This window comes from Cellulomonas sp. P1_G12_2, assembly GCF_056405535.1.
The window spans coordinates 38,362-65,239 of the sequence record NZ_JBFUBX010000006.1; the positions used below are offsets into that span (position 1 = coordinate 38,362).

27 protein-coding genes are annotated in these 26,878 nt (G+C 72.5%); 17 read left to right on the top strand and 10 right to left on the bottom strand.

The window, feature by feature from the left end:
* Positions 1–19: 19 nt before the first annotated feature.
* Positions 20–1,348: a wax ester/triacylglycerol synthase domain-containing protein gene (locus tag AC1DXT_RS17020; RefSeq protein ID WP_477062487.1), complete on the top strand. Its 1,329-nt coding sequence runs from the start codon at positions 20–22 to the stop codon at positions 1,346–1,348.
* Here the strand turns inward: AC1DXT_RS17020 and AC1DXT_RS17025 are convergent, their stop codons facing one another.
* Positions 1,349–2,419 carry a hypothetical protein gene (locus AC1DXT_RS17025; RefSeq protein ID WP_477062488.1) on the bottom strand — a complete coding sequence of 357 codons (1,071 nt, stop codon included), beginning with the start codon at positions 2,417–2,419 and terminating at the stop codon, positions 1,349–1,351.
* Between the two features lie 207 nt (positions 2,420–2,626).
* Here AC1DXT_RS17025 and AC1DXT_RS17030 point away from each other — a divergent pair, with 207 nt between their 5' ends.
* Both AC1DXT_RS17030 and AC1DXT_RS17035 read left to right on the top strand, forming a co-directional pair.
* Positions 2,627–2,956: a YciI family protein gene (locus AC1DXT_RS17030; protein WP_477062618.1), complete on the top strand. Its 330-nt coding sequence runs from the start codon at positions 2,627–2,629 to the stop codon at positions 2,954–2,956.
* Positions 2,953–4,185: an RNA polymerase sigma factor gene (locus AC1DXT_RS17035; RefSeq protein WP_477062489.1), complete on the top strand. Its 1,233-nt coding sequence runs from the start codon at positions 2,953–2,955 to the stop codon at positions 4,183–4,185. The genes AC1DXT_RS17030 and AC1DXT_RS17035 overlap by 4 nt, the downstream gene beginning before the upstream one ends.
* A gap of 7 nt (positions 4,186–4,192) precedes the next feature.
* Here AC1DXT_RS17035 and AC1DXT_RS17040 read toward each other — a convergent pair whose 3' ends face one another.
* Both AC1DXT_RS17040 and AC1DXT_RS17045 read right to left on the bottom strand, forming a co-directional pair.
* Positions 4,193–4,711, bottom strand: a complete 519-nt coding sequence (locus tag AC1DXT_RS17040; protein ID WP_477062490.1) for a putative immunity protein — start codon at positions 4,709–4,711, stop codon at positions 4,193–4,195.
* Positions 4,712–4,736: 25 nt separating this feature from the next.
* Positions 4,737–6,662, bottom strand: coding sequence for an oxidoreductase (locus AC1DXT_RS17045; RefSeq protein ID WP_477062491.1), 1,926 nt, complete (start codon positions 6,660–6,662; stop codon positions 4,737–4,739).
* Positions 6,663–6,891: 229 nt separating this feature from the next.
* Here AC1DXT_RS17045 and AC1DXT_RS17050 point away from each other — a divergent pair, with 229 nt between their 5' ends.
* From AC1DXT_RS17050 to AC1DXT_RS17060, 3 genes are read left to right on the top strand one after another with little or no spacing between them, the layout of a single operon-like run.
* On the top strand, positions 6,892–7,728 hold the full coding sequence (locus AC1DXT_RS17050) for an alpha/beta hydrolase (protein ID WP_477062492.1): 837 nt from the start codon (positions 6,892–6,894) through the stop codon (positions 7,726–7,728).
* Between the two features lie 2 nt (positions 7,729–7,730).
* Positions 7,731–8,513, top strand: a complete 783-nt coding sequence (locus AC1DXT_RS17055; protein WP_477062493.1) for an MBL fold metallo-hydrolase — start codon at positions 7,731–7,733, stop codon at positions 8,511–8,513.
* Between the two features lie 21 nt (positions 8,514–8,534).
* Complete coding sequence (locus AC1DXT_RS17060) at positions 8,535–10,220, top strand: glycoside hydrolase family 9 protein (RefSeq protein WP_477062494.1); 1,686 nt, start codon at positions 8,535–8,537, stop codon at positions 10,218–10,220.
* Positions 10,221–10,223: 3 nt separating this feature from the next.
* Here the strand turns inward: AC1DXT_RS17060 and AC1DXT_RS17065 are convergent, their stop codons facing one another.
* Positions 10,224–10,574, bottom strand: coding sequence for a hypothetical protein (locus AC1DXT_RS17065; RefSeq protein WP_477062495.1), 351 nt, complete (start codon positions 10,572–10,574; stop codon positions 10,224–10,226).
* Between the two features lie 166 nt (positions 10,575–10,740).
* Here AC1DXT_RS17065 and AC1DXT_RS17070 point away from each other — a divergent pair, with 166 nt between their 5' ends.
* The 9 genes from AC1DXT_RS17070 (at position 10,741) to AC1DXT_RS17110 (ending at position 20,164) form a co-directional block, all read left to right on the top strand.
* Positions 10,741–11,547, top strand: coding sequence for a hypothetical protein (locus AC1DXT_RS17070; RefSeq protein ID WP_477062496.1), 807 nt, complete (start codon positions 10,741–10,743; stop codon positions 11,545–11,547).
* A 79-nt stretch (positions 11,548–11,626) separates the two neighbouring features.
* Entirely contained in the window at positions 11,627–12,067 is a 441-nt protein-coding gene (locus AC1DXT_RS17075) for a YciI family protein (RefSeq protein ID WP_477062497.1), read from the top strand.
* Between the two features lie 35 nt (positions 12,068–12,102).
* Entirely contained in the window at positions 12,103–13,251 is a 1,149-nt protein-coding gene (locus tag AC1DXT_RS17080; RefSeq protein WP_477062619.1) for an RNA polymerase sigma factor, read from the top strand.
* A gap of 49 nt (positions 13,252–13,300) precedes the next feature.
* Complete coding sequence (locus AC1DXT_RS17085; protein ID WP_477062498.1) at positions 13,301–15,724, top strand: ATP-binding cassette domain-containing protein; 2,424 nt, start codon at positions 13,301–13,303, stop codon at positions 15,722–15,724.
* A 33-nt stretch (positions 15,725–15,757) separates the two neighbouring features.
* Complete coding sequence (locus AC1DXT_RS17090; protein ID WP_477062499.1) at positions 15,758–16,180, top strand: iron chaperone; 423 nt, start codon at positions 15,758–15,760, stop codon at positions 16,178–16,180.
* 71 nt (positions 16,181–16,251) lie between these two features.
* Positions 16,252–16,749 (top strand): DUF2975 domain-containing protein, encoded by a 498-nt coding sequence (locus AC1DXT_RS17095; protein WP_477062500.1) that lies wholly within the window; start codon positions 16,252–16,254, stop codon positions 16,747–16,749.
* Complete coding sequence (locus tag AC1DXT_RS17100; protein WP_477062501.1) at positions 16,749–16,952, top strand: helix-turn-helix domain-containing protein; 204 nt, start codon at positions 16,749–16,751, stop codon at positions 16,950–16,952. The genes AC1DXT_RS17095 and AC1DXT_RS17100 overlap by 1 nt, the downstream gene beginning before the upstream one ends.
* Before the next feature lie 63 nt (positions 16,953–17,015).
* Positions 17,016–18,095, top strand: coding sequence for a hypothetical protein (locus AC1DXT_RS17105; protein ID WP_477062502.1), 1,080 nt, complete (start codon positions 17,016–17,018; stop codon positions 18,093–18,095).
* A 176-nt stretch (positions 18,096–18,271) separates the two neighbouring features.
* Positions 18,272–20,164, top strand: coding sequence for a glycoside hydrolase family 11 protein (locus AC1DXT_RS17110; protein WP_477062503.1), 1,893 nt, complete (start codon positions 18,272–18,274; stop codon positions 20,162–20,164).
* A gap of 43 nt (positions 20,165–20,207) precedes the next feature.
* Here the strand turns inward: AC1DXT_RS17110 and AC1DXT_RS17115 are convergent, their stop codons facing one another.
* Both AC1DXT_RS17115 and AC1DXT_RS17120 read right to left on the bottom strand, forming a co-directional pair.
* A complete protein-coding gene (locus tag AC1DXT_RS17115) occupies positions 20,208–20,468 on the bottom strand; it encodes a GlsB/YeaQ/YmgE family stress response membrane protein (RefSeq protein WP_477062504.1) in 261 nt (86 codons plus the stop codon).
* A gap of 9 nt (positions 20,469–20,477) precedes the next feature.
* Positions 20,478–21,254 carry a TetR/AcrR family transcriptional regulator gene (locus AC1DXT_RS17120; protein WP_477062505.1) on the bottom strand — a complete coding sequence of 259 codons (777 nt, stop codon included), beginning with the start codon at positions 21,252–21,254 and terminating at the stop codon, positions 20,478–20,480.
* Positions 21,255–21,340: 86 nt separating this feature from the next.
* Between AC1DXT_RS17120 and AC1DXT_RS17125 the strand changes: the two genes are divergently transcribed.
* The gene (locus tag AC1DXT_RS17125) at positions 21,341–22,282 is read left to right on the top strand and encodes an ATP-binding cassette domain-containing protein (RefSeq protein WP_477062506.1); all 942 of its coding nucleotides are present in this window, start codon (positions 21,341–21,343) and stop codon (positions 22,280–22,282) included.
* On the top strand, positions 22,279–23,055 hold the full coding sequence (locus AC1DXT_RS17130; protein ID WP_477062507.1) for an ABC transporter permease: 777 nt from the start codon (positions 22,279–22,281) through the stop codon (positions 23,053–23,055). Before AC1DXT_RS17125 ends, AC1DXT_RS17130 begins: the two co-directional genes overlap by 4 nt.
* A 5-nt stretch (positions 23,056–23,060) precedes the next feature.
* Here the strand turns inward: AC1DXT_RS17130 and AC1DXT_RS17135 are convergent, their stop codons facing one another.
* From AC1DXT_RS17135 to AC1DXT_RS17150, 4 genes are all read right to left on the bottom strand, one after another.
* Positions 23,061–24,059 (bottom strand): ABC transporter permease subunit, encoded by a 999-nt coding sequence (locus tag AC1DXT_RS17135; protein WP_477062508.1) that lies wholly within the window; start codon positions 24,057–24,059, stop codon positions 23,061–23,063.
* On the bottom strand, positions 24,056–25,039 hold the full coding sequence (locus tag AC1DXT_RS17140; RefSeq protein WP_477062509.1) for an ABC transporter ATP-binding protein: 984 nt from the start codon (positions 25,037–25,039) through the stop codon (positions 24,056–24,058). Before AC1DXT_RS17140 ends, AC1DXT_RS17135 begins: the two co-directional genes overlap by 4 nt.
* 92 nt (positions 25,040–25,131) lie before the next feature.
* Entirely contained in the window at positions 25,132–26,403 is a 1,272-nt protein-coding gene (locus AC1DXT_RS17145) for an RNA polymerase sigma factor (RefSeq protein WP_477062620.1), read from the bottom strand.
* Positions 26,404–26,426: 23 nt separating this feature from the next.
* Positions 26,427–26,846: a YciI family protein gene (locus AC1DXT_RS17150; RefSeq protein WP_477062510.1), complete on the bottom strand. Its 420-nt coding sequence runs from the start codon at positions 26,844–26,846 to the stop codon at positions 26,427–26,429.
* Positions 26,847–26,878: the final 32 nt, after the last annotated feature.

Sequence of the window (26,878 nt, forward strand, 5' to 3'; positions counted from 1 at the left end):
GCACGCGATGGGCTCTGCCGTGAGCGCTGACCCGCGCACGGTCGAGCGCCTCAGTCCCGGCGACCTGGTGGAGCTCGCCACGGACGTGGGCCCGGTGCCGATGAACGTCGGCGCCGTGCTGCTCCTCGCCGGGGGGACCGGGACGAGCGCGGCGCGGGTCGAGGCCGCGCTCGCTGCGCGGATCGCGACCATCCCACGGCTGAGCCAGCGCCTGGTGACACCGCCGTGGGGGCTGGGTCGCCCCTACTGGGTGGACGATCCTGGCTTCGACGTCGCCGAGCAGGTGTCCCGGGTGCGGTGTCCGGGCACGGGCGACGAGGACGCCCTGCTCCACGCCGCTGTCGAGGCCGTCGCCCGCCCGCTGCCGCGCTCCGGGCCGCTGTGGCGCGCGGTGGTGATCACCGGGCTGGACGACGGGGGGGTCGCGCTGGTGGTGGTGCTGCACCACGTGCTCGCCGACGGCATCGGTGGCCTCGCGGTGCTCGCGCGGCTCGTCGACGACGACGGGTCGACGCCTGCCGCCGCGCCGACCGTGCGACGTGCGACTCCCCGCGCCGGAGACCTGCTGCTCGACTGCACGCAGGAGCGGGTCCGCATGCTGCGCGGGCTGCCGGCGGCCCTCGCACACATGCGCCGCGGCCGGGTCGAGCTCGCAGGAGGTGGACGCCGACACGCCCCGCGGTCCTCGCTCAACGCACCGACCGGCCCACGGCGGCAGGTGACCACCGTCGAGGTGGACCTCGACCCGGTGCGGGCGGCAGGGCGTCGCCACGGTGGGACCGTCAACGACGTGCTGCTGGTCGCGCTGACCGAGGCGATGGCGCGCACGCTGCACCGCCGCGGTGAGCACGTCGAGGAGCTCGTGGTCTCGGTCCCCGTCTCGGGGCGGTCCTCGACCACCAGCGGCGACCTGGGCAACCGGGTCGGTGTGATGCCGGTCCGGGTGCCCGTCACGGGAGGGATGGCCGAGCGCGTCGCGCAGGTCGCACGCGGCACCCGGGTTCGCAAGACGCAGACCCGGGGCGCCTCGGCCGCGCTCGTCGGGCCGACCTTCCGCCTCCTGGCCGCGGTCGGGTTGTTCCGGTGGGTCGTCGACCGTCAGCGCCTGGTCAACTCGTTCCTCACCAATCTCCGGGGCCCCACCCGACCGCTGGCGTTCGCCGGCGCGCCGATCGTGCGGGTCGTGCCGATCACCGTGACCGCCGGCAACGTGGGCGTCGCGTTCGCGGCGCTCTCCTACGCGGGCGGGCTGACCGTCACCGTCATCGCCGACCCGGACGTCGTGCCGGAGACCGGCGCTCTCGCGGCGGACCTGCGGAGCGCCCTGCAGCAGATCGTCGACGCCTGATCACGCCACCCGGTCGAGCACCCAGGAGATCACTGCCCGCCACTCGTCCAGCCACCCGAACAGCATCGCGGCGAGCAGCAGGCCGCCCATCAGCACGAGCGACTGCACACCCGCCACCGCGGGAGCCCGATCCCGTCGCACCAGTCCGATCGCCAGGAGGATCAAGGCCCGGGCGCCCGCAGCCAGGAACAGCAGGAGGTCCGCTCCCGCGGTGAGCGACGACCACAGCTCACTCTCGTCCGGGGCCACGTTGAACGCAACGAGCACGCCGAGCGCCCCGACGAGCAAGAGGATCGCGACCGTCACCACGCGGGCGACCGGCAGCGGGAGCCTCGAGAGCACGCCACCGACGAGTGCGTCGACGGCCCCGCCGCCGGAGGTGGCGACGTCCAGGAGGTCCTCGTCGGTGTCCTGCGTGGGATCCCTGTCGGGTCGCGGGCCGAACGCCCGGATGACGAGGCCCATACGTCGCCACGCCCATAAGGCCAGCCCGGTCAGGACCGCGGCCGAGACGATCGCTCCGGACCGGAGGAAGGTGGACGGGGAGATGCGGTCAGACTCGAGGAGCAGGACGAGTCCCCCGTCGACGACGAGGATCGCGCCCATCGCGATCGCTCCCAGGCGGACGTTCCGGCGGTCGGCGGGCGTCGCCTGCCGGTTGACCGAGAACGTCGGCCGGCTCCGCTGCAGCGTGAGGAGCTCGTGGCCCGCGATGCCGAGGTTCAGCAGGACCTCGTCCGGAGGCGTGAAGGACTCCGTGATCTCGTCACCCACGCGTGGTCCGCTGCGCCACGACGCCAGCAACGCCAGCCCGATGACGAGCACCAGCGCAGCCAACCCGGCCTTCCAGCCCCACGCCACCCATGCCGCGACCAGACCGAGGACGCTCCCCGCGCCGGCGATCCAGAAGCCCTTCGTGCCGTGCGACGGCCACGAGATCCGGCGCTCCCACCCGTCAGGCGCGAACCCGGCCGACAACGATGCCTCGAGCTCCGCCTGCAAACGGTCGACCGCCGAGTCCTCGGGGTCCTGTACCGGCTCGACAGCCTGGTCGTCTTCAGCGCTCTCCATCGGGCACCCCCTCAGGCGCCGCCCCTGCCGAGATGCGTCCTCGTCTGCGGCGCTCCCAGGACCCACTCCAGCACCAGGTCCCGATCCTGACCAGGGCACGAGGTCCCCACGTGGTGGCGGTGCGGTGTCGGATCGGGGCAAGGTCGTTCGTGGCACGGGTGAGGGGACGCTCGCGCCGGGCTCCCGCCGAGCACACAGGAGATGGCTATGCAGTATCTGGTGTCCGTGATCTTCGACGAGACGTCCGGCTTCGCGACGCCCGAGGAGATGACCGCGATCGACGCGTTCAACGACGGGCTGCGAGCCGAGGGGAGCTGGGTCTTCGCCGGTGGGCTGGCGTCACCGGACACCGCGACCGTCATCGACAACCGGGGTGCGGGCGAGGCGATCGTCACCGACGGTCCCTTCGTCGAGACGAAGGAGCACGTCGCAGGCTTCTGGATCATCGAGGCTCCCGACCTCGACGTGGCGCTCAGGCTCGCCACCGCGGGGTCGCACGCCTGCAACCGCAAGGTCGAGGTGCGTCCGTTCCTGTGACCGACGTCGATGTCCGGGAGGCGGTCGCGCGCGCGCACCGCGACGAGTGGGCGCGCGTGCTCGCCTCCCTGACCAGACGGTTCGGCGATCTCGACATCGCCGAGGAGGCGGCCGCGGAGGCGTTCGCGGTCGCCGTCGAGCGGTGGCCGGCGGACGGCGTGCCCCCGAACCCGGGCGGCTGGCTGACGACGACGGCGAACCGCAAGGCCATCGACCGGATCCGCCGCGAGGCCAAGCGCGACGGCAAGCACGAGGCGGCTCGGATGCTGAGCGACGACGATCCCCCGGAGCCGCTCGGCGCGGTCGACGACCTGCGGCTGCGGCTGATCTTCACGTGCTGCCACCCCGCGCTCGCCATGGAGTCCCGGGTGGCGCTGACCCTGCGCATGGTGGGCGGACTGACCGTGCCGGAGATCGCGCGCGCGTTCCTGGTGCAGGAGTCCGCCACGGGACAGCGGATCACCCGCGCGAAGGCCAAGATCAAGGCGGCGCGCATCCCTTACCGGGTCCCGTCGGCGGACGACCTCCCCGCGCGCGTGTCCGGCGTGCTCGCGGTCCTCTACCTCGTGTTCAACGAGGGCTACCTGGCGACGAGCCCCGACGCCGACCCGGTGCGCCCCCACCTGACCGCGGAGGCGATCCGGCTCACCCGTCTGGTCCGCGCCCTCCTGCCCGACGACGGCGAGGTGGCCGGCCTGCTGGCGCTGATGCTCCTCACCGAGGCCCGCCGTCCCGCGCGCGTGTCGGTCACCGGCGAGCTGGTGCTCCTCGAGCAGCAGGACCGTGGGCTCTGGGACGGGGCACTGATCGCCGAGGGGCACCGGCTGGTCCGCGAGCGCCTGGCCACCGGGATCGCCCCGGGCCGCTACCAGCTCCTCGCCGCGATCAACGCCGTGCACACCTCGGCGCGCGACGCCCGCGACACCGACTGGTCGCAGGTGCTCGCCCTGTACGACCAGCTCGTGCGCCTGGACCGGTCCCCGGTCGTCGCGCTCAACCGGGCGGTCGCGGTCGCGGAGCTCGACGGGCCCGCGGTGGCGCTCGCCACGGTCGACCCGCTCGGGGACGCGCTGGCCGGCTATCACGCCTTCCATGCCACGCGCGCGGAGCTGCTGCGCCGGCTGGGTCGCAGCGCCGAGGCGCGCGAGGCGTACGACCGGGCGATCGCGCTGGCCGGCAACACCGCCGAGACCGCCTACCTGACCCGTCGCCGCGACGGGCTGGAGTGATCTGGCGTCAGTCGTCGAAGACGTTCCAGCAGATCGCGCTCCGGTTGCGCTGGTCGTCGAGCACGAGCTCGCGGACGGCCTCCGGCAGGCGCTCCCGCTGCCACTGCCGTTCCGCTGCACGGGCGCGCGCGGCGTCGTCGGCGGGCACGGAGGCACCGACCGCCCTGATCGCGTACGCGGCGGCGCCGAGGTCGTGGGCGGCGACGTGCGCCACGGCCACCGCCTGACCGGCCGACAGCGCAGCGAACTTCACCGGATCAGGCATCCCGCGCGCTGCGGCGTTCGCCTGGAACGCCTCGTCGTGCGCGACCTTCATCGGCACCTCGCCGCGGATCCACGCCCGACCCACGGCGATCGCCTGCCGGGGCCGGTCGTCGCCTGGTCGGTCGTCCTCGAACAGGTGGAGCACGTGCTCGGCGCACTGCAGTGCCCACTCGGCCAGCAGGCGGTGGTGGTCGTCCGTCAGGGTGCCGCCGCGGCGGACGGTGATCAGCCGCGGGTCACGCTCGGTCGGGAGGATCGGCACCCCACGTTCCTACCAGCCGGAACCGTCAGAGCACCGCCGCCGTGAGGTATCCCGCGTTGATCGCCTCGGCGACCTTCGCCGGCAGGACGCAGTCGCCGATCGCGTGGACGCTGAGCCCGTTCGCGGCCAGGGCGTCGGCCAGCCGGTGCGCCGGTCGCACGCCGAACGCGGTCACGACCGTGTCGGCGTCCACGTGCACCTCGCCGTCGGGCCCGACGGCGGTCAGTCCCTTCTCGTCGATCTCGGTGACGCGGTGGCCGGTGAGCACGTGCACGCGCGCGTCCGTGAGGCTGCGCAGCAGGCTGATCGCGTTGATGAACAGCAGGTCCGCGGCGATCGCGTCGGCCATCTCGACGATGGTGACCTCGTGCCCCGCCTCGGCGAGCTCGAGCGCGAGGTCCGCGCCGGACAGTCCTCCACCGGCGACGACGACGCGGGAGCCCACGCGGTCGCGGTGCAGGTGCGCGTCCAGCACCTCGAGCACGTTCTCGCCGTCGACGCCCGGGATCGGCAGGACGAACGGGTCCGCGCCGGTGGCGACCACGACCTCGTCGGCGCCTGCCAGGCGGGTGTCGTCGGCCAGGATCTCGGTGCCCAGGTGCACGGTGACGGGCAGGTCGGCGATCTGCCGCTCCCACCAGCCGATCATGGCCCGCAGCTCCTTCTTGAACTCCGGGGTCGCCGCCGGCAGGAGCACCCCGCCCAGGTGCTCGCCCTTCTCGTAGACGTCGACCGTGTGCCCGCGCAGGGCGGCGACGCGTGCCGCCTCCAGGCCGGCGGGGCCACCGCCGACGACGGCGATGCGCTTGGGCGCGGCCGCCGGGGTGAGGGCGCGCTCCAGCTCGTACCCGGCGGCGGGGTTGACCGCGCAGCCGATGGTGGCGCCGGTGAAGATCGCGCCGATGCACAGCTGGTTGCAGCGGATGCAGGGCCGGATGTCGTCACGACGCCCGTCCGCGAGCTTGGCCACCCACTGCGGGTCGGCGATGAGCCCGCGACCGATGCCGACGAAGTCCGCGTCACCGGCGGCGAGCACGCCCTCGGCGTTCTCCGGGGTGAGGTTGCCGACGGCCATGACGGGGATCGACACGACCGACTTCATCGCCCGCGCCGACGGGACCATGCACGCGTCACCGAGGTAGTAGGGCGGGAACACCCAGTCCATGGCGTCGTAGGCGCCGTCGTCGACCATGAGCAGGTCCAGCCCCGCGGCCTCGAGCAGTCGCGCGACCTGCTGCGCCTCGGCCACGTCACGGCTGCCGGGCATCTTGTTGCTCACGGACAGCCGGAAGCTGATCGGCAGGCCCGGGACGGCGGCCTTGATCGCCTGGATGATCTCGGTGGCGAACCGGGCGCGATTCGTGACCGAGCCCCCGTAGACGTCGGTGCGACGGTTCCACTGCGGGCCGAGGAACTGGTCGATCAGGTAGCCGGTGTGGCCGTGCAGGTCCACCATGTCGACGCCCGCGGCCGCGCACCGGACCGCCGCCTCGGCGAACCGGCCGACGAGCGCGCGGACCTCGTCGGTGGTCAGCGGGCGGCACAGGACGGTGGGGTCGAAGAAGTTCGGGTTGTCCGACGCCGAGACCGGCGGCTGCTCGGGCGTGTACGCGGGGTTGTTCCGTCCCATGCCGGCCGTGAGCTGCACACCGAGCCTGCCGCCCTTGGCGTGCACCGCGTCGGCCAGCCGGGTCAGGGCCGGGATCGCGGCGTCGGAGTCGGCGTGGGCCAGGCCCGCGGTGAGCTCGAGGTCGCGGCTCACGGCGGTGAGCTCGGTGACCACCAGGCCCGCCCCGGTGCCGGCGCGCTCGGCGTACCAGGCCACCTGCCGGTTGGAGAAGTGGCCGTCCGCGTCGGAGAGGCTGGTCCCCATCGGCGGCATGATCACGCGGTTGGCGAGCTCGAGGGCGCCGATGCGTCCGGGTGCGATGACGTGGGCGAACGCGGACATCGGAGTCCTTTCCTCCGGCGCGCGACGGTGCGGCCGGGGCAGTGCCAGTGGTGGCTCGATCGTCCGCCGGTCGTCGAAGCGCTTCGTGGGTAGGAGGTCCCAGGTCAACCGGGGTCTGCACGCCCGCACCAGAACCGTGCACGGCCAGCACAGTGCGCCCCGGGTACCGGGTGCGACCGTGCTGCTGAGCGGGCGGACGGGACCGACCGCCGCGAGACGAGGAGACGTCATGACGACCCCCGACACGATCGTGCTCATCCATGGGTTCTGGGTCACACCGCGCTCCTGGGAGGGGTGGAAGGCGCACTACGAGGCGAAGGGCTACACCGTCCACACGCCCGGCTACCCGGGCTTCGAGGTCGAGGTGGAGGCTCTGCGGGCCGACCCGACGCCGATCGCCGACCTCACGACGGACGCGATCGCATCGCACCTCGACGCGTTCCTGAGCTCGCTGGACACCCCCACGCCGCCGATCCTCATGGGTCACTCGGCGGGCGGGACGTTCCTGCAGCTGATGCTCGACCGGGGGCACGGCAGCGCGGCCGTCGCGCTGAACTCGGCGCCGGTCGAGGGCGTCAAGACCACCCCGTGGTCCCAGCTGAAGTCGGTGTTCCCCGTGGTCAAGAACCCGGCGAACCACCACCGCGCGGTCGGTCTGTCGCTCGAGGAGTGGACCTACGCCTTCACCAACACGTACACCGAGGAGGAGTCGCGGTACTTCTACGACCGCTACCACATCCCGGCGTCCGGCCGCGTGCTCATCGACTCGGTGCTCGCGAACGTGCAGCCGGGGCACCAGGACGCCTGGGTGGACTTCAGCAACCCGAACCGTGTGCCGCTGCTCTTCCTGTCGGGCTCCGCGGACCACATCATGCCGCCGTCGGTGCAGGCGTCGAACGCCAAGCACTACCGCGGCGAGGGCACGATCACCGAGCACGAGACGTACGACGGCCGTCCGCACCTCATGGTCGCCGGGGAGGGCTGGGAGGAGATCGCCGACCGGGCACTGGACTGGGCGCTCGCCCAGTCCGACTGGGCTCCCGCGCAGAGCTCCGCCGCGTCCTGACGGTGTCGACCCTCACGTTCACGCACGTCGGAGGGCCGACGACGCTGGTCGAGGTCGACGGCTGGCGCATCCTCACGGACCCGACCTTCGACGCCCCCGGCCGGACCTACAAGTTCGGCTGGGGGACGTCGTCCCGCAAGACCACCGGCCCGGCAGTCCCGGCCGACGAGATCGGCGACATCGACGCCGTCCTGCTCACCCACGACCACCACGCCGACAACCTCGACGACGCCGGACGGCGGCTGCTCGGCAGCGCACCCACGGTCCTGACCACCGTGCCGGGCGCACGGCGACTCGGTCCGCCGGCAGTCGGCCTGCACCCCTGGACGACGACGACGCTCACGCACCCGGACCGTCCGACCCTCACCGTCACGGCCACCCCGTGCCGGCACGGACCGGTCGGCAGCCGTCCGATCGCCGGTGCCGTCATCGGGTTCGACCTGACCTGGGAGGGCCAGGAGCACGGGTCCGTGTGGTTCTCCGGCGACACGGTCCTCTACCGCGGGGTGCGCCAGGTGGCCGAGCGGCGGCGCGTCGGCACCGCGATCCTGCACCTCGGCGGGGTGCGGTTCCCCGTGACCGGTCCGCTGCGCTACTCGATGACGGTGCAGGACGGCCGCGAGCTGTGCCGCGCGCTGCGACCCCGGATCGTCCTGCCGGTGCACTACGAGGGCTGGTCGCACTTCGTCGACGGGCCCGCCGCGCTCGATCGACCGGAGCTCACCCCCGAGCCGGGGCGCACCGCATGGGCCGAACCGGGCCGGCCACTCGTGGTCGAGGTCTGAGCGCTCGCCTAGGCTTCCGGCGTGAGCTGGCCACAGTGGTCCGTCGAGGACGTCCTCGCGCAGCGGCCCGCCGTGCGGGTGAACCAGCTCGGCTACGTCCCGGGCCTGCCGATGGGCGCCACGCTGGTGTCGACGGAACCCGGTCCCGTGGCGTTCGAGGTGGTCGGTGACGACGACCGCATCGTCCTCACCGGGGTGTCGCGGCCGTGGCCGGTCCGTCCCGAACCGACCTCCGGCCTCCCGGTGCACGTGCTCGACCTCACCGGCCTTCCCGAGGGGTCGTTCCGGGTCCGGTCCGCTCAGCACGTCAGCCATCCGTTCGTCGTGGACGGCCGCCGATACGCCGACCTCGGCGACGACGCCCTGCGCTTCTTCTCGCTCATGCGGTCGGGCGCCCCGGTCGACGTGCCCGGCTACGAGCGCCCGGCCGGACACCCCGGGGACGTCGCCGTGCCCGCCTGGACGGGTCCCGACGCGGAGGCCCTCTACCCGGGCTGGCACGACGACGGCACCTACGACGTGTCGGGCGGTTGGTACGACGCCGGCGACTACGGGAAGTACACGACAAGCGGTGCCCTCGCGGTGTGGCAGCTGCTCGGCGCGCTCGACGTCCTGCCACCCGACGACCCGCGGGCCGACGTGGTGCTCGCCGAGTGCCGGTGGCAGCTCGACTGGCTGCTGCGGATGCAGGTGCCGCCGGACCGACCGCTGGCCGGGCTCGCGTTCCACCGCGTGCACGGTGTCGCCTGGTCGCCCCTGCCCGGATGGCCGCACCTCGACCCCACGGAACGCGTCCTGCACCGACCGTCGACCACCGCGGCGCTGCATCTCGCGGCGGCCGCAGCGGCCGGCGCCCGACACTTCCGGCCGACCGATCCCGCCTACGCCGCGCGCTTGCTGGCTGCCGCGCGGACGGCCTACGACGCGGCGCGGCGACACCCCGACCTCCTCCCGCCGGACGACCACGCGCGGCACGGTGGCGGTCCGTACGACGACGGCGACGTGGGCGACGACTTCTACTGGGCCGCCGCCGAGCTCTGGCTGGCCACCGGGGAGCGGGTCTACGAGGAGCACGTCCTCGACTGCTCCGAGCACGCCGCCGACCCGTTCGACACCGCCGGGTACGACTTCCACCGCGTCAGCGCGCCCGCGCGCCTGGACCTGGCACTGCACGGCCGCCGGCTCGAGGACCACGCGCGGGTGGTCGACGGCGTTCGCCGCGCCGCCGACCGGCTGCTCGACCTGCAGTCCCGCCAGCCATGGGGGCAGCCCTACGCACCCGCCGACGGGTGGGGCTGGGGGTCGAACGGCCGGATCCTCAACAACCTCGTCGTCCTCGGGGTCGCCCACCTGGTCACCAGCAGCACCGCCTACCGCGACGCGGTCGCCTCCGGCGTGGACTACCTGCTCGGACGCAACGCGCTCGGCCAGAGCTACGTCACCGGGTACGGCACCGACCACAGCCACCACCAGCGCACCCGCCAGTTCGGCCACGACCTCGACCCCGCGATGCCGCCACCACCGCCAGGCGCCCTGGCGGGCGGCGCCAACTCGGTCCCCGCGCCGGACTTCCCCGACGACCCGCGGCTCGCCGGCCTCGCACCCCAGCTCTGCTACCTGGACGAGCCCACGTCCGAGGTCACCAACGACGTCTGCATCCGCTGGAACGCACCCCTGGTCTGGGTGGCCACGTTCCTCGACAGATGAAGGTCAGGCCCGGCGGCGCTTCCAGTCGAGCATGACGAACAGGTCGCGCTCGCCGGGGACGCCCTCGAGCACCGCCCGGGCCAGGGCCGGCTCCCCCGCCTGCTCGCAGGACCAGAGCTCGAAGTCGACCGTCTGCGACCACGTGGCCGGCAGGAACCCGAGGACCGTGGAACCATCGAGCACCTTGACGACGTCGTGCTCGCTCCGGGCCAGCGCGACGGCGAACCCCCGCTCGGAGCGGGTGGCGCGGGTGGGCGCGGCCGAGTCGAGGAATCCCCGCACCCGCACGGGGACGTGACCGCCGCTCGCGGGCACGAGGCGGCCGGGCATCCGGGTCGAGGACGTCGGGTCCATGCCCGCGAAACTACCCCGAAGCACCCGCGCTCGTCCGAGCGAGCGAATGCGCGGCAAACCGCCACGGCGGTGCCGGTGCTCCTGCCAGGATGTCGCGCGTCGCGCGCCTGGCCGCTCGCGCACCTCGGGGGCGCTCGCCCGGATGCGGCAGCAGCAGGGGGTTCCCATGCACGTGTCCCGCCTCACCGCCCTCCCCGTCGCGATCCTCGTCGCCGCGGGCCTGACCGCGTGCGGCGGGGAGCCGGCCGCCGCACCGTCCCCGTCGCCCACGAAGGCCGTGGTCGCCGAGTCGCCGACCCCCACCCCGACGCCGACCGTCGAGGAGCTCACCGCCGCGAACTTCGTCGCGCGCGCGACCGCCGGTGAGGCGACCGCGACCAGCTACGACGTCGCCGTCTCGGTCACCGGCGCGGCGACGATGGAGATGACCGGTTCGGCGGACCTGGCCGGCGGCAAGCACAACGTCGCGATCCACCTGACCGACCCGGACGTCGGGCCGATCGAGATCCGGTTCGTGGACGGCCTGCTCTACGTGAACATCGCCGAGATCGGCGGCGGCCTCTTCTACCAGGTCGACCCGAACGACGGGGCGAACCCGCTCGCGGAGGCGTTCGGCGACCTCGGGGAGGTCCTCTCGTCGGCGTTCGAGGGGATGGACCAGGCGGTGACGAGCGTGACGAAGGTGGGCGCTCCCGAGGTCCTCGACGGCGTCGAGGTGCAGGCGTACCAGGTCGTGGTCGACTCGACCAAGATCACGCCGGACGTCGCCCAGGGGATGCTCGAGGACGAGGGCCTGACGGTTCTCCCGCCCACCCTCACGTACACCCACTGGCTCGATGCGCAGGACCTCCCGCGCAAGAGCTCGTACGAGCTGAACGGCACCACGACGACCGTGGTCTTCACGCACGTCGGCGCGGGCACCCCGGTCACCGTGCCCCCGGCCGAGCAGGTCACGACCGAGATCCCGTTCTGATCCGTGTAGAGAACCGCCGGGCGGCTCCGTTCTCCGAGTGACAGTGCCAGTCTGGGCACGACGACGAAGGAGCAGAACCATGGCGAAGTACCTGCTGATCGTGGACTTCCAGAGCGGTCCCGACGACGCCCCCATGTCGGCGTGGACCGACGACGAGGTCGCCGCACACCTGAACTACTACGGGCGGCTCAACCGCGAGCTGACCGAGAGCGGCGAGCTCGTCGGCGGGGAGATCCTCACCGGCCCCGACCTGGCGAAGGTCGTGACGTCGGACGGCTCCACGACGGTGGTCACCGACGGCCCGTTCCAGGAGTTCAAGGAGTGGGTGGCCGGCTACCAGATCGTCGAGACGGAGACCGAGGCGCGCGCGGTGGAGATCGCCGCCCTCGTCTCGGCCGTGCCCGGACGCGGCGGGGTGCCGACCCAGCAGCCCATCCAGGTGCGCCGGATCATGGAGGACGGACCGTCGGACGTCGAGGAGATGAACGCGTTCCTGGAGACGGCGAGCGACGCCCGCTGAACGTCCCCGACGACGTCGAGGACCTGCWGCGTCAGCTGGCGCCGCAGGTCCTCGGCACGCTCGCTCGCCGGTGGGGCGACTTCGACGCCGCGGAGGACGCGGTGCAGGAGGCCCTCCTGGCGGCCGCGCAGCACTGGCCGGCGGACGGGGTCCCCGCGCAGCCGCGTGGGTGGCTGCTGCAGACCGCGTCGCGGCGGATGGTCGACCGGTGGCGCAGCGACGTCGCCCGCCGCGACCGCGAGGTCCGCGTCGCGACGGAGCCCGCATCCGGCGGCGCCGAGCAGGACGACGACACCCTGACGGTCCTGTTCCTGTGCTGCCACCCGGCGCTGACCCCCACGTCCGCGATCGCGCTGACCCTGCGCGCGGTCGGCGGGCTGACCACCGCGGAGATCGCGCGGGCGTTCCTGGTGCCGGAGGCGACCATGGCGCAGCGGATCAGCCGCGCCAAGCAGCGGGTCGCGGGCGAGCGGTTCTCGATGCCCGCACCCGAGGAGCGACCGGCACGGCTGCGCAGCGTCCTGCGCGTCCTGTACCTGATGTTCAACGAGGGCTACACCAGCAGCGCGGGCTCCGACCTGACGCGCGCCGACCTGTCCGACGAGGCCATCCGGATCGCGCGGCTCCTGCACACCGTCGACGACGACGCCGAGGTCGCCGGGCTGCTCGCCCTGATGCTCCTGACGGACGCCCGTCGGCCGGCGCGGACCGACGCCTCGGGTGCGCCGGTGCCGCTGGCCGACCAGGACCGGAACCGCTGGGACCGCACCCGGATCGCGGAGGGGACGGCCCTGCTCGACGGGGCGTTCGGACGCGCGACGGTCGGCGAGTACCAGCTGCAGGCGGCGATCGCCGCGATCCACGACCGGGCGCCCTCGGCGGACGCGACCGACTGGCCGCAGATCCTCGCGCTCTACGGCCTGCTCGAGCGGATGACCGGCAACCCGGTGGTGACGCTCAACCGAGCGGTCGCGGCGGCGATGGTCGACGGGCCGGCGGCCGGGCTGTCAATCCTGGACGGCGTGGACGACGGGATGCCCCGGGTCGACCAGCTGCGCGCGTACCTGCACGAGCTCGCCGGCGAGACCGACCTGGCGCTCGCGCACTACCGACGGGCTGCCGGCCGCGCGACCAACGTGGCGGAGCGCCGCTATCTGGACGCGCAGGTGGCGAGGCTCAGCTGAGCGGGTCCCACCCGTACGGGTGTCCGCGCCCGCCGCTAGCGTGGCGCCCATGGTGATGGACGAGATGAGCACTGCGGCACACGTCGCCGACACCCACGACCGCATCCGCGTGCACGGTGCGCGCGAGAACAACCTCAAGGACATCAGTATCGAGATCCCGAAGCGCCGGCTCACGGTGTTCACGGGGGTCTCCGGCTCGGGCAAGAGCTCGCTGGTGTTCGGCACGATCGCCGCCGAGTCGCAGCGGATGATCAACGAGACCTACAGCACCTTCGTCCAGGGCTTCATGCCCTCGCTGGCGCGGCCTGACGTGGACGTGCTCGACGGGCTGACCACGGCGATCATCGTCGACCAGGAGCGGATGGGCGCCAACATCCGGTCGACCGTCGGCACCGCGACCGACGCCAACGCGCTGCTGCGCATCCTGTTCAGCCGGCTCGGGGTCCCGCACCTCGGCTCGTCCCAGGCGTTCTCGTTCAACGTCGCGTCGATCTCGGGCGCCGGGGCGGTGACCATCGAGAAGGGTGGCACCACCACCAAGGAGCGCCGGAGCTTCTCCATCACCGGTGGCATGTGCTCGCGCTGCGAGGGCCGCGGCTCGGTCACCGACTTCGACCTCACCCAGCTCTACGACGACAGCAAGTCGCTCAACGAGGGCGCCCTGACGATCCCCGGCTACAGCGTGGACGGCTGGTACGGGCGGATCTTCAGCGGCTCGGGCTTCTTCGACCCCGACAAGCCGATCAGCAAGTTCACCAAGAAGGAGCTGCACGACCTGCTCTACAAGGAGCCGACCAAGATCAAGGTCGACAACATCAACCTCACCTACGAGGGGCTCATCCCGAAGATCCAGAAGTCGTTCCTGGCCAAGGACGTCGAGGCCCTGCAGCCCCACATCCGGGCGTTCGTCGAGCGCACCGTCGTCTTCACCACGTGCCCGGACTGCGACGGGACGCGGCTCAACGAGGGCGCCCGCTCGTCGAAGATCGGCGGGGTCAACATCGCCGACGCGTGCGCGATGCAGATCAGCGACCTCGCCGAGTGGGTGCGCGGGCTCGACGAGCCGTCCGTCGCACCCCTGCTCACGGCCCTGCGCGAGCTGCTCGACTCGTTCGTCAGCATCGGGCTCGGGTACCTCTCGCTCGAGCGCTCGTCGGGCACCCTCTCGGGCGGCGAGGCGCAGCGCACCAAGATGATCCGGCACCTCGGCTCGTCGCTCACCGACGTGACGTACGTGTTCGACGAGCCCACCATCGGCCTGCACCCGCACGACATCCAGCGGATGAACGCACTGCTCCTGCGCCTGCGGGACAAGGGCAACACGGTGCTCGTCGTGGAGCACAAGCCCGAGGCGATCGCGATCGCCGACCACGTGGTCGACCTCGGACCCGGCGCCGGGTCGGCGGGCGGCACGGTCTGCTACGAGGGGAGCCTCGACGGGTTGCGCTCCAGCGGCACCATCACGGGGCGCCACCTCGACGACCGCGCGACCCTCAAGGAGTCCGTCCGGACGGCGACCGGCACGCTCGAGATCCGCGGCGCGACCACCAACAACCTGCGCGACGTCGACGTCGACATCCCGCTCGGCGTCCTCGTCGTGCTCACCGGCGTGGCCGGCTCCGGCAAGAGCTCGCTCATCCACGGGTCGATGCCGACCGGTGCGGGCGTCGTGTCCATCGACCAGGCGGGCATCAAGGGGTCACGCCGGAGCAACCCCGCCACGTACACGGGCCTGCTCGAGCCCATCCGCAAGGCGTTCGCCAAGGCCAACGGCGTCAAGCCCGCCCTGTTCAGCGCCAACTCCGAGGGCGCCTGCCCCAGCTGCAACGGCGCCGGGGTCATCTACACGGACCTCGCGATGATGGCCGGCGTCGCCACCCCGTGCGAGCTGTGCGAGGGCAAGCGGTTCCAGGCCTCGGTGCTCGAGTACCACCTGGGCGGCCGCGACATCAGCGAGGTGCTCGCGATGTCGGTGACCGAGGCGGAGCAGTTCTTCGGGGCCGGCGATGCGCGCACCCCCGCGGCGCACGCGGTCCTCGTCCGGCTCGCCGACGTCGGGCTCGGCTACCTGAGCCTCGGTCAGCCGCTCACCACGCTGTCCGGCGGCGAGCGCCAGCGGCTCAAGCTGGCCACGCGCATGGGCGACAAGGGCGGCATCTACGTCCTGGACGAGCCGACCACCGGCCTGCACCTCGCCGACGTCGAGCAGCTGCTGGGCCTGCTCGACCGGCTCGTCGACTCCGGGACCTCGGTCATCGTCGTCGAGCACCACCAGGCGGTCATGGCGCACGCGGACTGGATCATCGACCTCGGTCCCGGCGCCGGCCACGACGGCGGGCGGATCGTCTTCGAGGGGACGCCGGCCGAGCTGGTGGCCGGCCGCTCGACGCTCACGGGCCAGCACCTGGCCGCCTACGTGAGTGCTGCCGCATCGAGCAGGGATGGAGAAGCCGCGGTCGCGGCCGCTCCCTAGGGTGGTCGGAAGACGTCCAGAGAGGAACCGATGATGGCGAAGACGACGAGCACGGAGGCCGAGGGATTCACCGCGGAGGAGCGCGCCGCGATCAAGGAGCGCGCCAAGGAGACGCGGCGCAAGGCGAACGGCGAGAGCGACCTGCTCGAGAAGATCGCCGAGATGGCCGAGGGGGACCGCGCGATGGCGGAGCGGATCCACGCCATCGTCACGGAGGTCGCGCCGGACCTCGAGCCCAAGACCTGGTACGGCCAGCCGGCCTACGCGAAGGACGGCAAGGTGGTCGTCTTCTTCCAGGCCGCGTCGAAGTTCAACACGCGGTACGCCACCCTGGGCTTCAACGACGTGGCGGCCCTCGACGACGGCTCCATGTGGCCGACGGCCTTCGCGCTCACCGGTCTGACGGCCGCGGACGAGAAGCGGATCGGCGAGCTCGTGAGGAAGGCCGTCAGCTGACGGTTGCTCTGGTGGCGGGATAACGATAGATTTCTGTCGTTAATCGATAGATCGCCACCAAGGAGCACCCCATGAGCCGACTGGCCGTCCTCGCGCTGCGGGTGGTGATCGTGCTGATGCTCGCCGGCCTGCTGGCGGTGCAGATCATGATCATCCCGGCCATCGGTCGCGACATCGACGACGGCGGAGCCGCGGTGGCGCACCTGCGCTGGCCGGTGATGATCATCGGGATCCTGGGCGTGCTCGCCGTGCAGGCCGCGCTCGTCTGCGTGTGGCAGCTGCTCACCATGGTCCGGCGCGACACCGTGTTCAGCACCGCGGCGTTCCGGTACGTCGACGTCATCATCGGGGCGGCGGTCGCGGCCACCCTGCTGGCGATGGTCCTGTCGTTCGTGCTCGCACCCGGCGAGGCGGTGGCGCCCGGGATCGTGCTGCTCGTCGTGATCGGCGGCATGGGCACGGCCGGGATCGCCCTGCTGGTGCTCGTCCTGCGGGTGCTGCTGGCCAAGGCGATGGTCCTCGACTCGACGGCCACCACGCTGCGCGCCGAGCTCGACGAGGTCATCTGATGCCGATCGTCGTCGACGTCGACGTCATGCTGGCCCGCCGCAAGATGTCCGTGGGTGAGCTGGCCGACCGCGTCGGCATCACGCCCGCCAACCTCGCCGTGCTCAAGAACGGCCGGGCCAAGGCGGTCAGGTTCACCACGCTCGAGGCGCTGTGCGCGGTGCTGGAGTGCCAGCCCGGAGACCTGCTGCGACGCGTCCCGTAGGTCGGTCCGCCGCATCCGCCCGTTCGCCGGACGGGGCACGTGCCGGGCCGCTAGTCTCCGGCGATGCCGATCCGGACGAACCGCGCGCTCCTGACCGCCCTCGGCCTCGGCCTCGTGCTCTGGTTCGTCTCGGCGGTCGCCCACGCAGGGGCGAGCAGGGCCGGCATCTCCCCCGGGCTCGTCGGCCTGCTCGCCCCCGCGACGCCCGCGGTGTCGCTGGTCCGCGGGGCGGGGTACGCCGGAGGCGGTGAGGTCCTGGCCGTCCTGGTGTTCCTCGGCGCGCTCGCCCTGCTCGTGCTCCCGGCGCTCCGCGCCACCCGGACCGGCGCCGCGCCTCGCGTGCTCGCCGTGTGGTTCGCCGTCATCGTCGCCGGCTGGGCTGCCGGGGTCGTCTCGATGATCGCCGGCGAGGGCGGCCGGCTGTTCGCCTACGGCACCCCCGACGCGGGTCTGTGGCTGCTGACCCTCGGGTATCTCGAGCCGCTCCGGGCGGGGTGGGCGTGGGGCGTCGTGTACGGCTGGATCGTGGGGCTGGCCGCCGTCGCGGTCGCCCGGCGCGGCGAGGAGCCGGCTCCCGCGAGCCGACCTGCCGGTGCGCTCGCGGCCGCGATCACCGCCGGAGTCGTCGCGGCGATCGGGTGGTGGGCCGTCGCGGCCGCGCACGCGGCCGTGGACAGCACGGTCGACCGCTACGTGACGACGGCACGGTCCGAGTTCGCGCTCACCGTGCGCCTGGCCGCCGACTGGGCGCTGCCGGTCACCACCACGCGCGACGCGCCCAGTGCGGTCGTGCTGCTCAGCGGCCTCCTCGTCGGGGGGATCGTCGGCGGGCTGGTCTGGCTCGCCGTGCGCACCACGGTCGTGACGGGCGGTCGGCTCGTCCTGTTCCTCGGCGTCTGGGCGGCGGCGATCGTCGGCGCGACCGTCGGCGCGCTCCCCACCGTGCTCGCCTCGACCGGCCTGGACCCCGAGGGCGACGGTCGGTGGGCGATCGGGCAGTCCCAGCTGTACGGACCGACGGACGGCGGGGCGTCGGGCGCGTTCTACGGCTGGATCCCCGCCCTGCTCGTCCTCGGAGTGCTGGCGTGGGCGCGACGGGCGTCCGCGCCGTCGGAGGCCGAGCCCGTTCCCGCGGTGGCGTAGTCCGATAGTTTCGGAGCCCGACAACCTAAACGGTTCGCTTCGTCCCTGCACTGTTCCCTTCGCGAGATCGCCTCTGCACACTGGCGTCGATAACGTTATCGACGCTCCACGCGTCGAGACGGCGCTGACCTCCCCACGGATGCCGGTGCAGATCCCCACGCACAAAGGAGTGCAGGATGTCCGAAAGTATCGGTACCGCGCCGCGACGACGCCGGTCGTTCCGCGCCCTCGCAGCCCTCGGCGCCGCGAGCGCGATGGTGGTCGCCGGGCTCGCCGTCGCCACCCCGGCCAGCGCCGTGTCGTCGAACGAGACCGGCACGAACAACGGGTACTTCTACTCGTTCTGGACCGACTCCCCCGGCACCGTCTCCATGAACCTGGGGTCGGGCGGCAACTACACCACCCAGTGGAGCAACACCGGCAACTTCGTCGCCGGCAAGGGCTGGAGCACGGGCGGGCGCAAGACCGTCAACTACTCCGGCAGCTTCAACCCCTCGGGCAACGCGTACCTGACCCTGTACGGCTGGACCACGAGCCCGCTGATCGAGTACTACATCGTCGACAACTGGGGCACGTACCGGCCCACGGGCACGTTCATGGGCACAGTGAACAGCGACGGCGGCACGTACGACATCTACCGCACCCAGCGCGTGAACCAGCCCTCGATCCAGGGCACCGCGACGTTCTACCAGTACTGGAGCGTGCGGCAGTCGAAGAAGACCGGCGGCACCATCACGTCCGGCAACCACTTCGACGCCTGGGCCAGCAAGGGCATGAACCTCGGCACCCACAACTACATGATCATGGCGACCGAGGGCTACCAGAGCAGCGGCAGCTCGAACATCACCGTGAGCGAGGGGTCCGGCGGCGGGGGCACCACCACACCGCCCCCGAGCACCGGCGGCTGCAGCATCACCGCCACCCGCGGCGAGGAGTGGTCCGACCGGTTCAACGTCAGCTACACGGTCAGCGGCGCCAGCTCCTGGACCGCCACCCTCAACCTCAACGGCAGCCAGACCGTACAGAACAGCTGGAACGCGTCGGTCAACGGGCGGACCGTCACGTCGACCGGCTCCAACACGTTCGGCGTCACCATCATGAAGAACGGCAACAACACCACTCCGTCGGCCACGTGCGGCACCTCCAGCGGCGGCGGCACGACGACCCCACCGCCGACGACGTCGAGCTGCTCCGCCGGCTACGTGGGCCTGACGTTCGACGACGGCCCGAACACCGGCACCACCAACCAGCTCATCTCCACGCTGCGCAACGCCGGCGCGACGGCAACCGTGTTCCCGACCGGCTCCAACGCCCAGTCGAACGCGTCGCTCATGCAGGCGTACAAGAACGCCGGCCTGCAGATCGGCAACCACAGCTGGGACCACCCGCACCTGGTGAACCTGAGCCAGTCAGACATCCAGTCGCAGCTCACGCGCACCCAGACCGCAATCCAGCAGACCGCCGGGGTCACCCCGACGCTCTTCCGGCCGCCGTACGGCGAGACCAACCAGACGCTCAAGAACGTCGAGTCCTCGCTCGGCCTGCGCGAGATCATCTGGGACGTCGACTCGAACGACTGGAACAACGCGAGTGCAGACGCCATCCGGCAGGCAGCCGCCCGGCTCACCAACGGCCAGATCATCCTCATGCACGACTGGCCGGCCGCGACCCAGCAGGCGCTGCCGAACATCCTGAACGACCTGGCGTCGCGGAACCTCTGCACCGGTCACATCTCGAGCAGCACGGGCCGGGCGGTCGCACCGTCCAGCGCCGGCGGTGGGGGCGGGACGACGAACCCGCCGGCGGGGTCCTGCACCGTGACCGCCGCGCGCGCTGACGAGTGGTCGGACCGGTTCAACGTGAGCTACTCGGTCAGCGGCAGCAGCAGCTGGGTGGTCACGCTGAACCTGTCGGGGAGCCAGAGCGTCCAGAACAGCTGGAACGCGACGCTCAGCGGCAGCGGCTCCACCCGTCAGGCGAGGCCGAACGGCGCCGGCAACACGTTCGGCGTCACGATCATGAAGAACGGCAGCACCACCACGCCGAGCGCCACCTGCGCGACCGGCTGAATCAAGGACGAGGACGGCAGTCCCCCGCGGGGGGCTGTCGTCCTCAGGCCCTCGCGCGGCCCCGGGTGCCGCGCCAGATCGCGGTGACGATCAGCGCGCCCACGATCGAGCCGATGATGCCGCTCGGGCGCAGCTCGAGCCCGTCGCCGGAGAGCAGGCTGGCCAGCAGCCCACCGACGAACGAGCCGACAAGCCCGGCGACGATCGCCATGGTCCAGTCGATCCCCTTGCGGTCCTTGCCGAGGATGAGCTGGGCCAGGGCACCGATCAGCATGCCGAAGAGGATCAGTCCGAGGATGAGCATGGCCTGAGACTATGGCCGGTTTGTCCCCTCGACCAGCACCGCGACGCCGTCGAGCAGCCGCGTGAGGCCGAACTCGAACGCGCGGCGCGGGTCGTAGGCCGCCTGCTGGGCCTCGCCGGCGATCGGTCCGACGCGTGCGACCGTCGGGTACGCCTCGGCGTCGAACACCCGCGCGACGAACGGCTCGGTGGCGGCCCACCACTCGGCCTCGCTGATCCCGGTGGCCTGCTGGGCGGCGGCCTGCTCGACGACGCCCCGCGCGGTGCCGGCCACGAAGCCGCCGACGAGCGTGACCACGGCGTCCATCGCGACCTCGTCGAGCCCGCTGCCGTCCACCGCGCGGAGCTCGAGCTCGTACTTGGCCATCACGCCCGGGCCCAGCGGTGGGCGCCCCGACGCGGCGACGTGCAGGAGCCACGGGTGCCGCTCGTACAGCGACCAGTTGGCGCGGGCGACGGCCTCGAGCCGGGCGCGCCAGTCGTCGGAGGTCGGGGCGTACAGGTCCGCGGTCTCCGCGAGCACGGAGTCCACCATGAGGTCGACCAGCTCCGCCTTGCCGGGGACGTACGTGTAGACGGTCATCGCGCCGACGCCCAGGTCGGTGGCGAGCCGGCGCATCGACAGCGCGCCGAGCCCCTCGCCGTCCGCGAGCGCGATCCCGGCGGTCACCACGCGGTCGACCGAGAGCCCGGCCGCGGCACCCCGTCCGCGGGGTGCCGGCTCCGACTCGCGCCACAGCAGAGCCATGCTCCGGGCGGGGTCCCCGATGCCCGTGATCTCCGTCATGGCACCCATCCTCCCCCGTCGGGAACACCGGGGTGACGTCGTGCGTTTCTTACCGTACAGTGTACGGCTAGACGACGGAGGAGCCCATGACAGCCATCCAGACCCTCGGACTGACCCGCCGGTACGGCGACACCACCGTGCTCGACGGCCTCGACCTCTCGGTGGAGCCGGGCACCGTGCACGGCCTGCTCGGCCCCAACGGCGCGGGCAAGACGACGACCGTGCGCATCCTGTCGACGCTCCTGGACCCGCACGGCGGCTCGGCGAGCGTCGCCGGCTTCGACGTCGTCAGGCAGCCGGCCCAGGTGCGCCGCCACCTGGGGCTCGTCGGCCAGCACGCGGCCGTCGACGAGATCCTCGGCGGCCGCGACAACCTGGTGATGTTCGGCCGGCTGAGCCACCTGGGCACCCGGCAGGCGCGCCTGCGCGCGGAGGAGCTGCTGGAGCGGTTCGACCTCCTCGACGCCGCCGACCGGCCCGTCTCCACCTACTCCGGCGGCATGCGGCGCCGGCTCGACCTGGCGGCGGGGCTCGTCCTCGACCCGACGGTCCTGCTGCTCGACGAGCCGACCACGGGCCTCGACCCCGGCGGCCGGCGCGAGGTGTGGCAGTCCGTGCGGGCGCTCGTCGCGGGCGGGACCGCCGTGCTGCTCACCACCCAGTACCTCGAAGAGGTGGACCAGCTCGCGTCGCAGGTCACCGTGCTGAACCAGGGCCGCGTCGCCGCGGAGGGCACCCCTGACGCGCTCAAGGCATCGATCGGGCAGGACCGGCTGGACGTCGTCGTCCGCGACGAGGTGGACCTGCCGGCCGCTCGGTCTGCGCTGCGGGCAGTCGCGGGGGACGCGGAGGTCGATCTCGACGGTCGCCGGGTCACCGCGACGGTCACCGACCGCGTCGCAGCCCTCACGCACGTGGTCCGGACGCTCGACGACGCCGGGATCGCCGTCGACGACGTGATCCTGCGCCGGCCGACCCTCGACGAGGTCTTCCTGCACCTGACCGGAACGACGAAGGAGGCCGCATGACCTGGGCCCTGCGTGACTCCTGGACCGTGACCCTGCGCGACCTCGGGCACTGGCGGCGCCAGCCGTGGGACCTGCTCATCGGGCTCGCGTTCCCGATCCTGCTGTTGCTGATGTTCGGGTTCCTGCTGGGCGGCGCCATCGAGGTGCCCGGCGGCTACATCGAGTTCCTGTTCCCCGGCATGCTCGCCGTGACCATGGCGTTCGGGCTGGAGAGCACCATGACCGCGGTGTCGCAGGACGTGCAGCGCGGGGTGACCGACCGGTTCCGGTCGCTGCCGATGTCCCGCGCCGCGGTGCTGCTCGGTCGGGCGACCGCGGACATGCTCGCGAGCGTCGTCGGCCTCGCGGTGCTGCTGGTCGCCGGGCTGGCGGTCGGGTGGCGGGTGCACGAGGGGCTCGGCAGCGCGCTGGCCGGCGTGGGCCTCCTGCTGCTCCTGCGGTTCGCGTTCCTGTGGGTCGGCATCTACCTCGGCCTGCTGTTCCGCGGGCAGGGCGGCGTGATGGCGGTGCAGATCCTGGTGTGGCCGTTCGTGTTCCTGTCGAACGCGTTCGTGCCGATCTCGACCATGCCCGGCTGGCTGCAGGCGCTGTCGGCGTGGAACCCGGTGACGGCGACCGTGGCCGCGACGCGCGAGCTGTTCGGCAACCCGACCGTGGCCGCCAGTGGGTGGGCGTCCGACAACGTGGTGCTCCTGGCCGTCGTCTGGCCGATCGTGCTCGTCGCGATCTTCGGCACGCTCGCGGTCCGGCGCTGGGCGCACCTGGGCCGCTGACGGGGTCAGCCGACGTCGCGCCGCCGGAACACCAGGAGCGCGACGCCGGCGACCACCGCGGTGAGCACGAGCAGGTACACCGCGCCCTGCGTCTGCGACAGCACGTGCTCGACGCTCTGGCACGACCGGCCGGACGCCGTCGTCGTGCACTCGAGCGTGAAGTACGTCGCGCCGCCCGAGACCCACGCCGACACGTTGAGGCCCAGCGTCCACGGCTGGAGGTGCTGGACCCAGTTGACCAGGATGGTCTCGACCAGCACCAGCCACCCCAGGACCACGCCGAGCACGGCCGCGGTGTGTCGCGCGAGGAAGCCGAGGGCGGCACCGATCACGGCGGTGACCGGCGTCAGGGCGACGATGCGCAGAGCCACGGCGATCGGGGAGCCCAGGTCGGTCGAGGCTCCGGCGTTGATCGTGTCGAAGTGCCGGTAGGCCGCCCACGACCCGCCGAGGACGATCGCCACGGCGACCAGAGCCACCGGCACGACCGCCAGCGCGGCCGCGACGACCTTGCTCAGGTAGACGCGCACCCGGCGCGGGGCGAACGTGAGCCAGTTGCCGATCGAGCCGGTCGAGAACTCCGCCGAGACGAAGCTCGCCGCCAGCAGCACGGGGGCCAGGACGAACAGCGCGGACACCGACGTGAGCAGCACGACGGTGTCCCGGTCGAAGGTGGGCCTGGCCGGTATCCACTGCGCGAGCTCGGGCGCGGTCATGTCGTCGCACCCGTAGTCGACCATCGCGGGGTCCTCGGCGGTCGCCCTGTCGGTCTCCTCCTGCGCGCGGCAGTCCGCGACGTACTGCTCGCCGTTCTGCTCCCAGTCCGTGAGCGCCTGCTCGTAGTAGACCCGCGCCTGGTCCTGCTCGGCCTGCGACGGCGGGGAGGCGGAGTTCCACGCCGAGACGACGGCGAAGCAGCTGATGACCAGGACGGCGACGACGCCGACCCGGATCAGGGTGCGGGACGCGAACCGATCGAGCTCGACCCGCAGCAACCGGCTCACGACTCCGCCCCCACGTGGTGCGCGGGTCTGGCGTCCCCGGTCGGTGGCGCGTGCGTCCCCGGGCCTCGGCCCGCCGTGAGCTCGAGGAAGACCGACTCCAGGCCGGCGCGCAGAGGCACCAGCTCCTCGACGAACAGCTGGTGTGCCGCGAGCGCCTGCGTGATGTGCGCCGGGGGCACCCCGCCGTCGACCAGGAGGTACCGGCCGTCGGGACGCACCGTCCAGCCCTGCGCGCCGAGCACCTGCTGCGCGCGCTGCGGATCGGCCACGCCCACCCGGACCGTGGCCGCCACCCCGGTGCCGATGAGGTCCGCCACGCGGCCGCTCGCGATGAGCTCGCCGCGCGCGATGATCGAGACGGTGTCGGCCACCTGCTCGACCTCGGCCAGGATGTGGCTGGAGACGAGCACGGTCTTGCCGCGGTCGGCGAGCCCCCGCATCGTGCCGCGGATCTCCCGGATCCCGGCGGGGTCGAGCCCGTTGGTCGGCTCGTCGAAGATGAGCAGGTCCGGGTCCTTGAGCAGCGTGGCGGCGATGGCGAGCCGCTGCTTCATCCCGAGCGAGTAGCCCTTGTAGCGGTCGTCGGCACGGTCCAGCAGACCGACGTCCGAGAGCACCACGTCGACCAGCCGCGTCGGGGCGTCGATGGCCCGGGCCAGCATCGACAGGTTCTTGCGGCCGGAGAAGCTGGGGAAGAACTTGGGCTGCTCGACGATCGCGCCGACGCGGCCGATCACCTCCGGCAGGCGCTGTGGCACCTCCTCGCCGAACAGCGACATGGTCCCGGAGTCCGCGCGGATCAGGCCCAGCAGCATGCGGATCGTGGTCGTCTTGCCGGCGCCGTTCGGGCCGAGGAACCCGTGCACCCCGCCGACCGGGACGTCCAGGTCCAGGCCCCCGACCGCGACCGCTCGCTTGCCGGTCCGGCTGCGGTACGTCTTGCGCAGGCCGCGGGTGGAGATGGCGAGTTCCGTTGACACGTCGGTGTGCCCCTTGACGGTCGGACGCGAGGAACGAGCACAGCGCCCGGTCGCGTGCACCGTAGCGGTTCCCCAGGGACCAGACGGGCAGTTCAGCGCGTCAGCGCGGCGAGCTTGCCCTCCAGCACACCCCGCTCCCGCGCGTTTCCGCACAGCCGGACCGCGAGCTCCAGCTCGCGCCGGGCCTCGTCGGTCCGGCCCAGCCGGGTCAGCAGCTCGCCGCGGACGCTCGGCAGCAGGTGCGATCCCGAGAGCCGATCGGTGGCGACGAGCTCGTCGACCAGGGGCAGCGCCGCCGCCGGCCCCTGCGCCATGGAGACCGCCACCGCCCGGTTGAGCTCCACCACGGGAGACGGTGCCAGGCGGCCGAGCGCCTCGTACAGCAGCACGATCCGGTCCCAGTCGGTCGCAGCCACGGAGGGCGCGACCGCGTGGCACTCGGCGATCGCCGCCTGGGCGCCGTACGCCCCGAGCCCACGGCCCACAYGCCCGGCGGTGGCGAGGGCGGCCCGCCCGCGCCGGATCGCCGCGCGGTCCCAGCGCCTGCGGTCCTGCGCCTCGAGCAGCACCGGGGCACCGTCGTCGCGCACCCGCGCCGGGAACCGGGCGGCGGTGAGCTCGAGCAGGGCGAGCAGCCCGTGCACCTCGGCCTCGTCGGGCACCAGCTGCGCCAGCACACGGGTCTGCCGGATCGCCTCGTGGGCCAGGTCGGTCCGGATCCAGTCGGCGCCGGTCGTGGCCGACGAGCCCTCGGTGAACACCAGGTATAGGACGTGGAGCACCGAGCCGAGGCGTGCGCGGCGCTCGTCGGCGGGCGGCACGTCGAACCGCACCTGTGCCGCCGCGAGCGTCTTCTTGGCGCGGGTGATCCGCGCCTGGACCGTGGCGGTGGGCACCAGGAGCGCCCGGGCGATCTCGTCGCTGGTCAGGCCGCCGACCACCCGGAGCGTCATCGTGATCTGGGCCTCCCGCGAGAGCACCGGGTGGCACGCGATGAACATCAGGGCCAGCACGTCGTCGTCGATCCGGTCGGGGTCCCAGTCGTCGTCACCCTCCTCGCCCAGGTCCCGGGCGAGGAGGGCGTACCGCTCGTCGAGTGCCGACCGGCGACGGTAGGCATCGATCGCGCGCCGACGACCCACCGTGAGCAGCCAGCCCGCGGGGTTGCTCGGCACGCCGTCGCGCGGCCACGCCACGAGCGCCGCGGCCAGCGCCTCCTGGGCCAGGTCCTCCGCGAGCGAGAAGTCCCCGGTGAACCGGGCCAGGGTCGCGACGATGCGCGCGGACTCGATCCGCCAGACGGCCTCGACCGCGTCGCGACCCGAGCCGGAGCCGGTCCGAGCTGGCCGCTCCGCTCCCGCCACGGGTTCGCTCGCCTTCCCGCCGGTCAGAGCTGCCCGGTCCGCTCCCGCCACGCGCGCTCCTTCTGGATCCACTCGTTGTCCTGCGGGAACTCCTCGATGGTCGTCACCCGGCGGATCTCGGTCTTCTGGCCGGGGCCCGTCATGGGTGCGCGCTTGGCCCACTCGACGGCCTCCTCCTTGGACGCGACGTCGAGGATCCAGAAGCCGCCGAACAGCTCCTTGGTCTCGCCGTACGGGCCGTCGCTGACGACGGGCGGCTGCGAGGAGAAGTCGATGACGACCCCGTCGGCCGCGTCGTCCAGGCCCTCGGCGGCCACCAGGACGCCGGCGGAGATCATCTCGTCGTTGAACCGACCCATCGCCTCCATGATCTGCTCGAAGTCGACGCTCTGGAACGCCTCGAGCGCCTCGTCGGTCGCGCGCATGATCAGCATGTACTTCACGGTCGTCTCCTGGCTGTGTCGTGGGCCCCCAT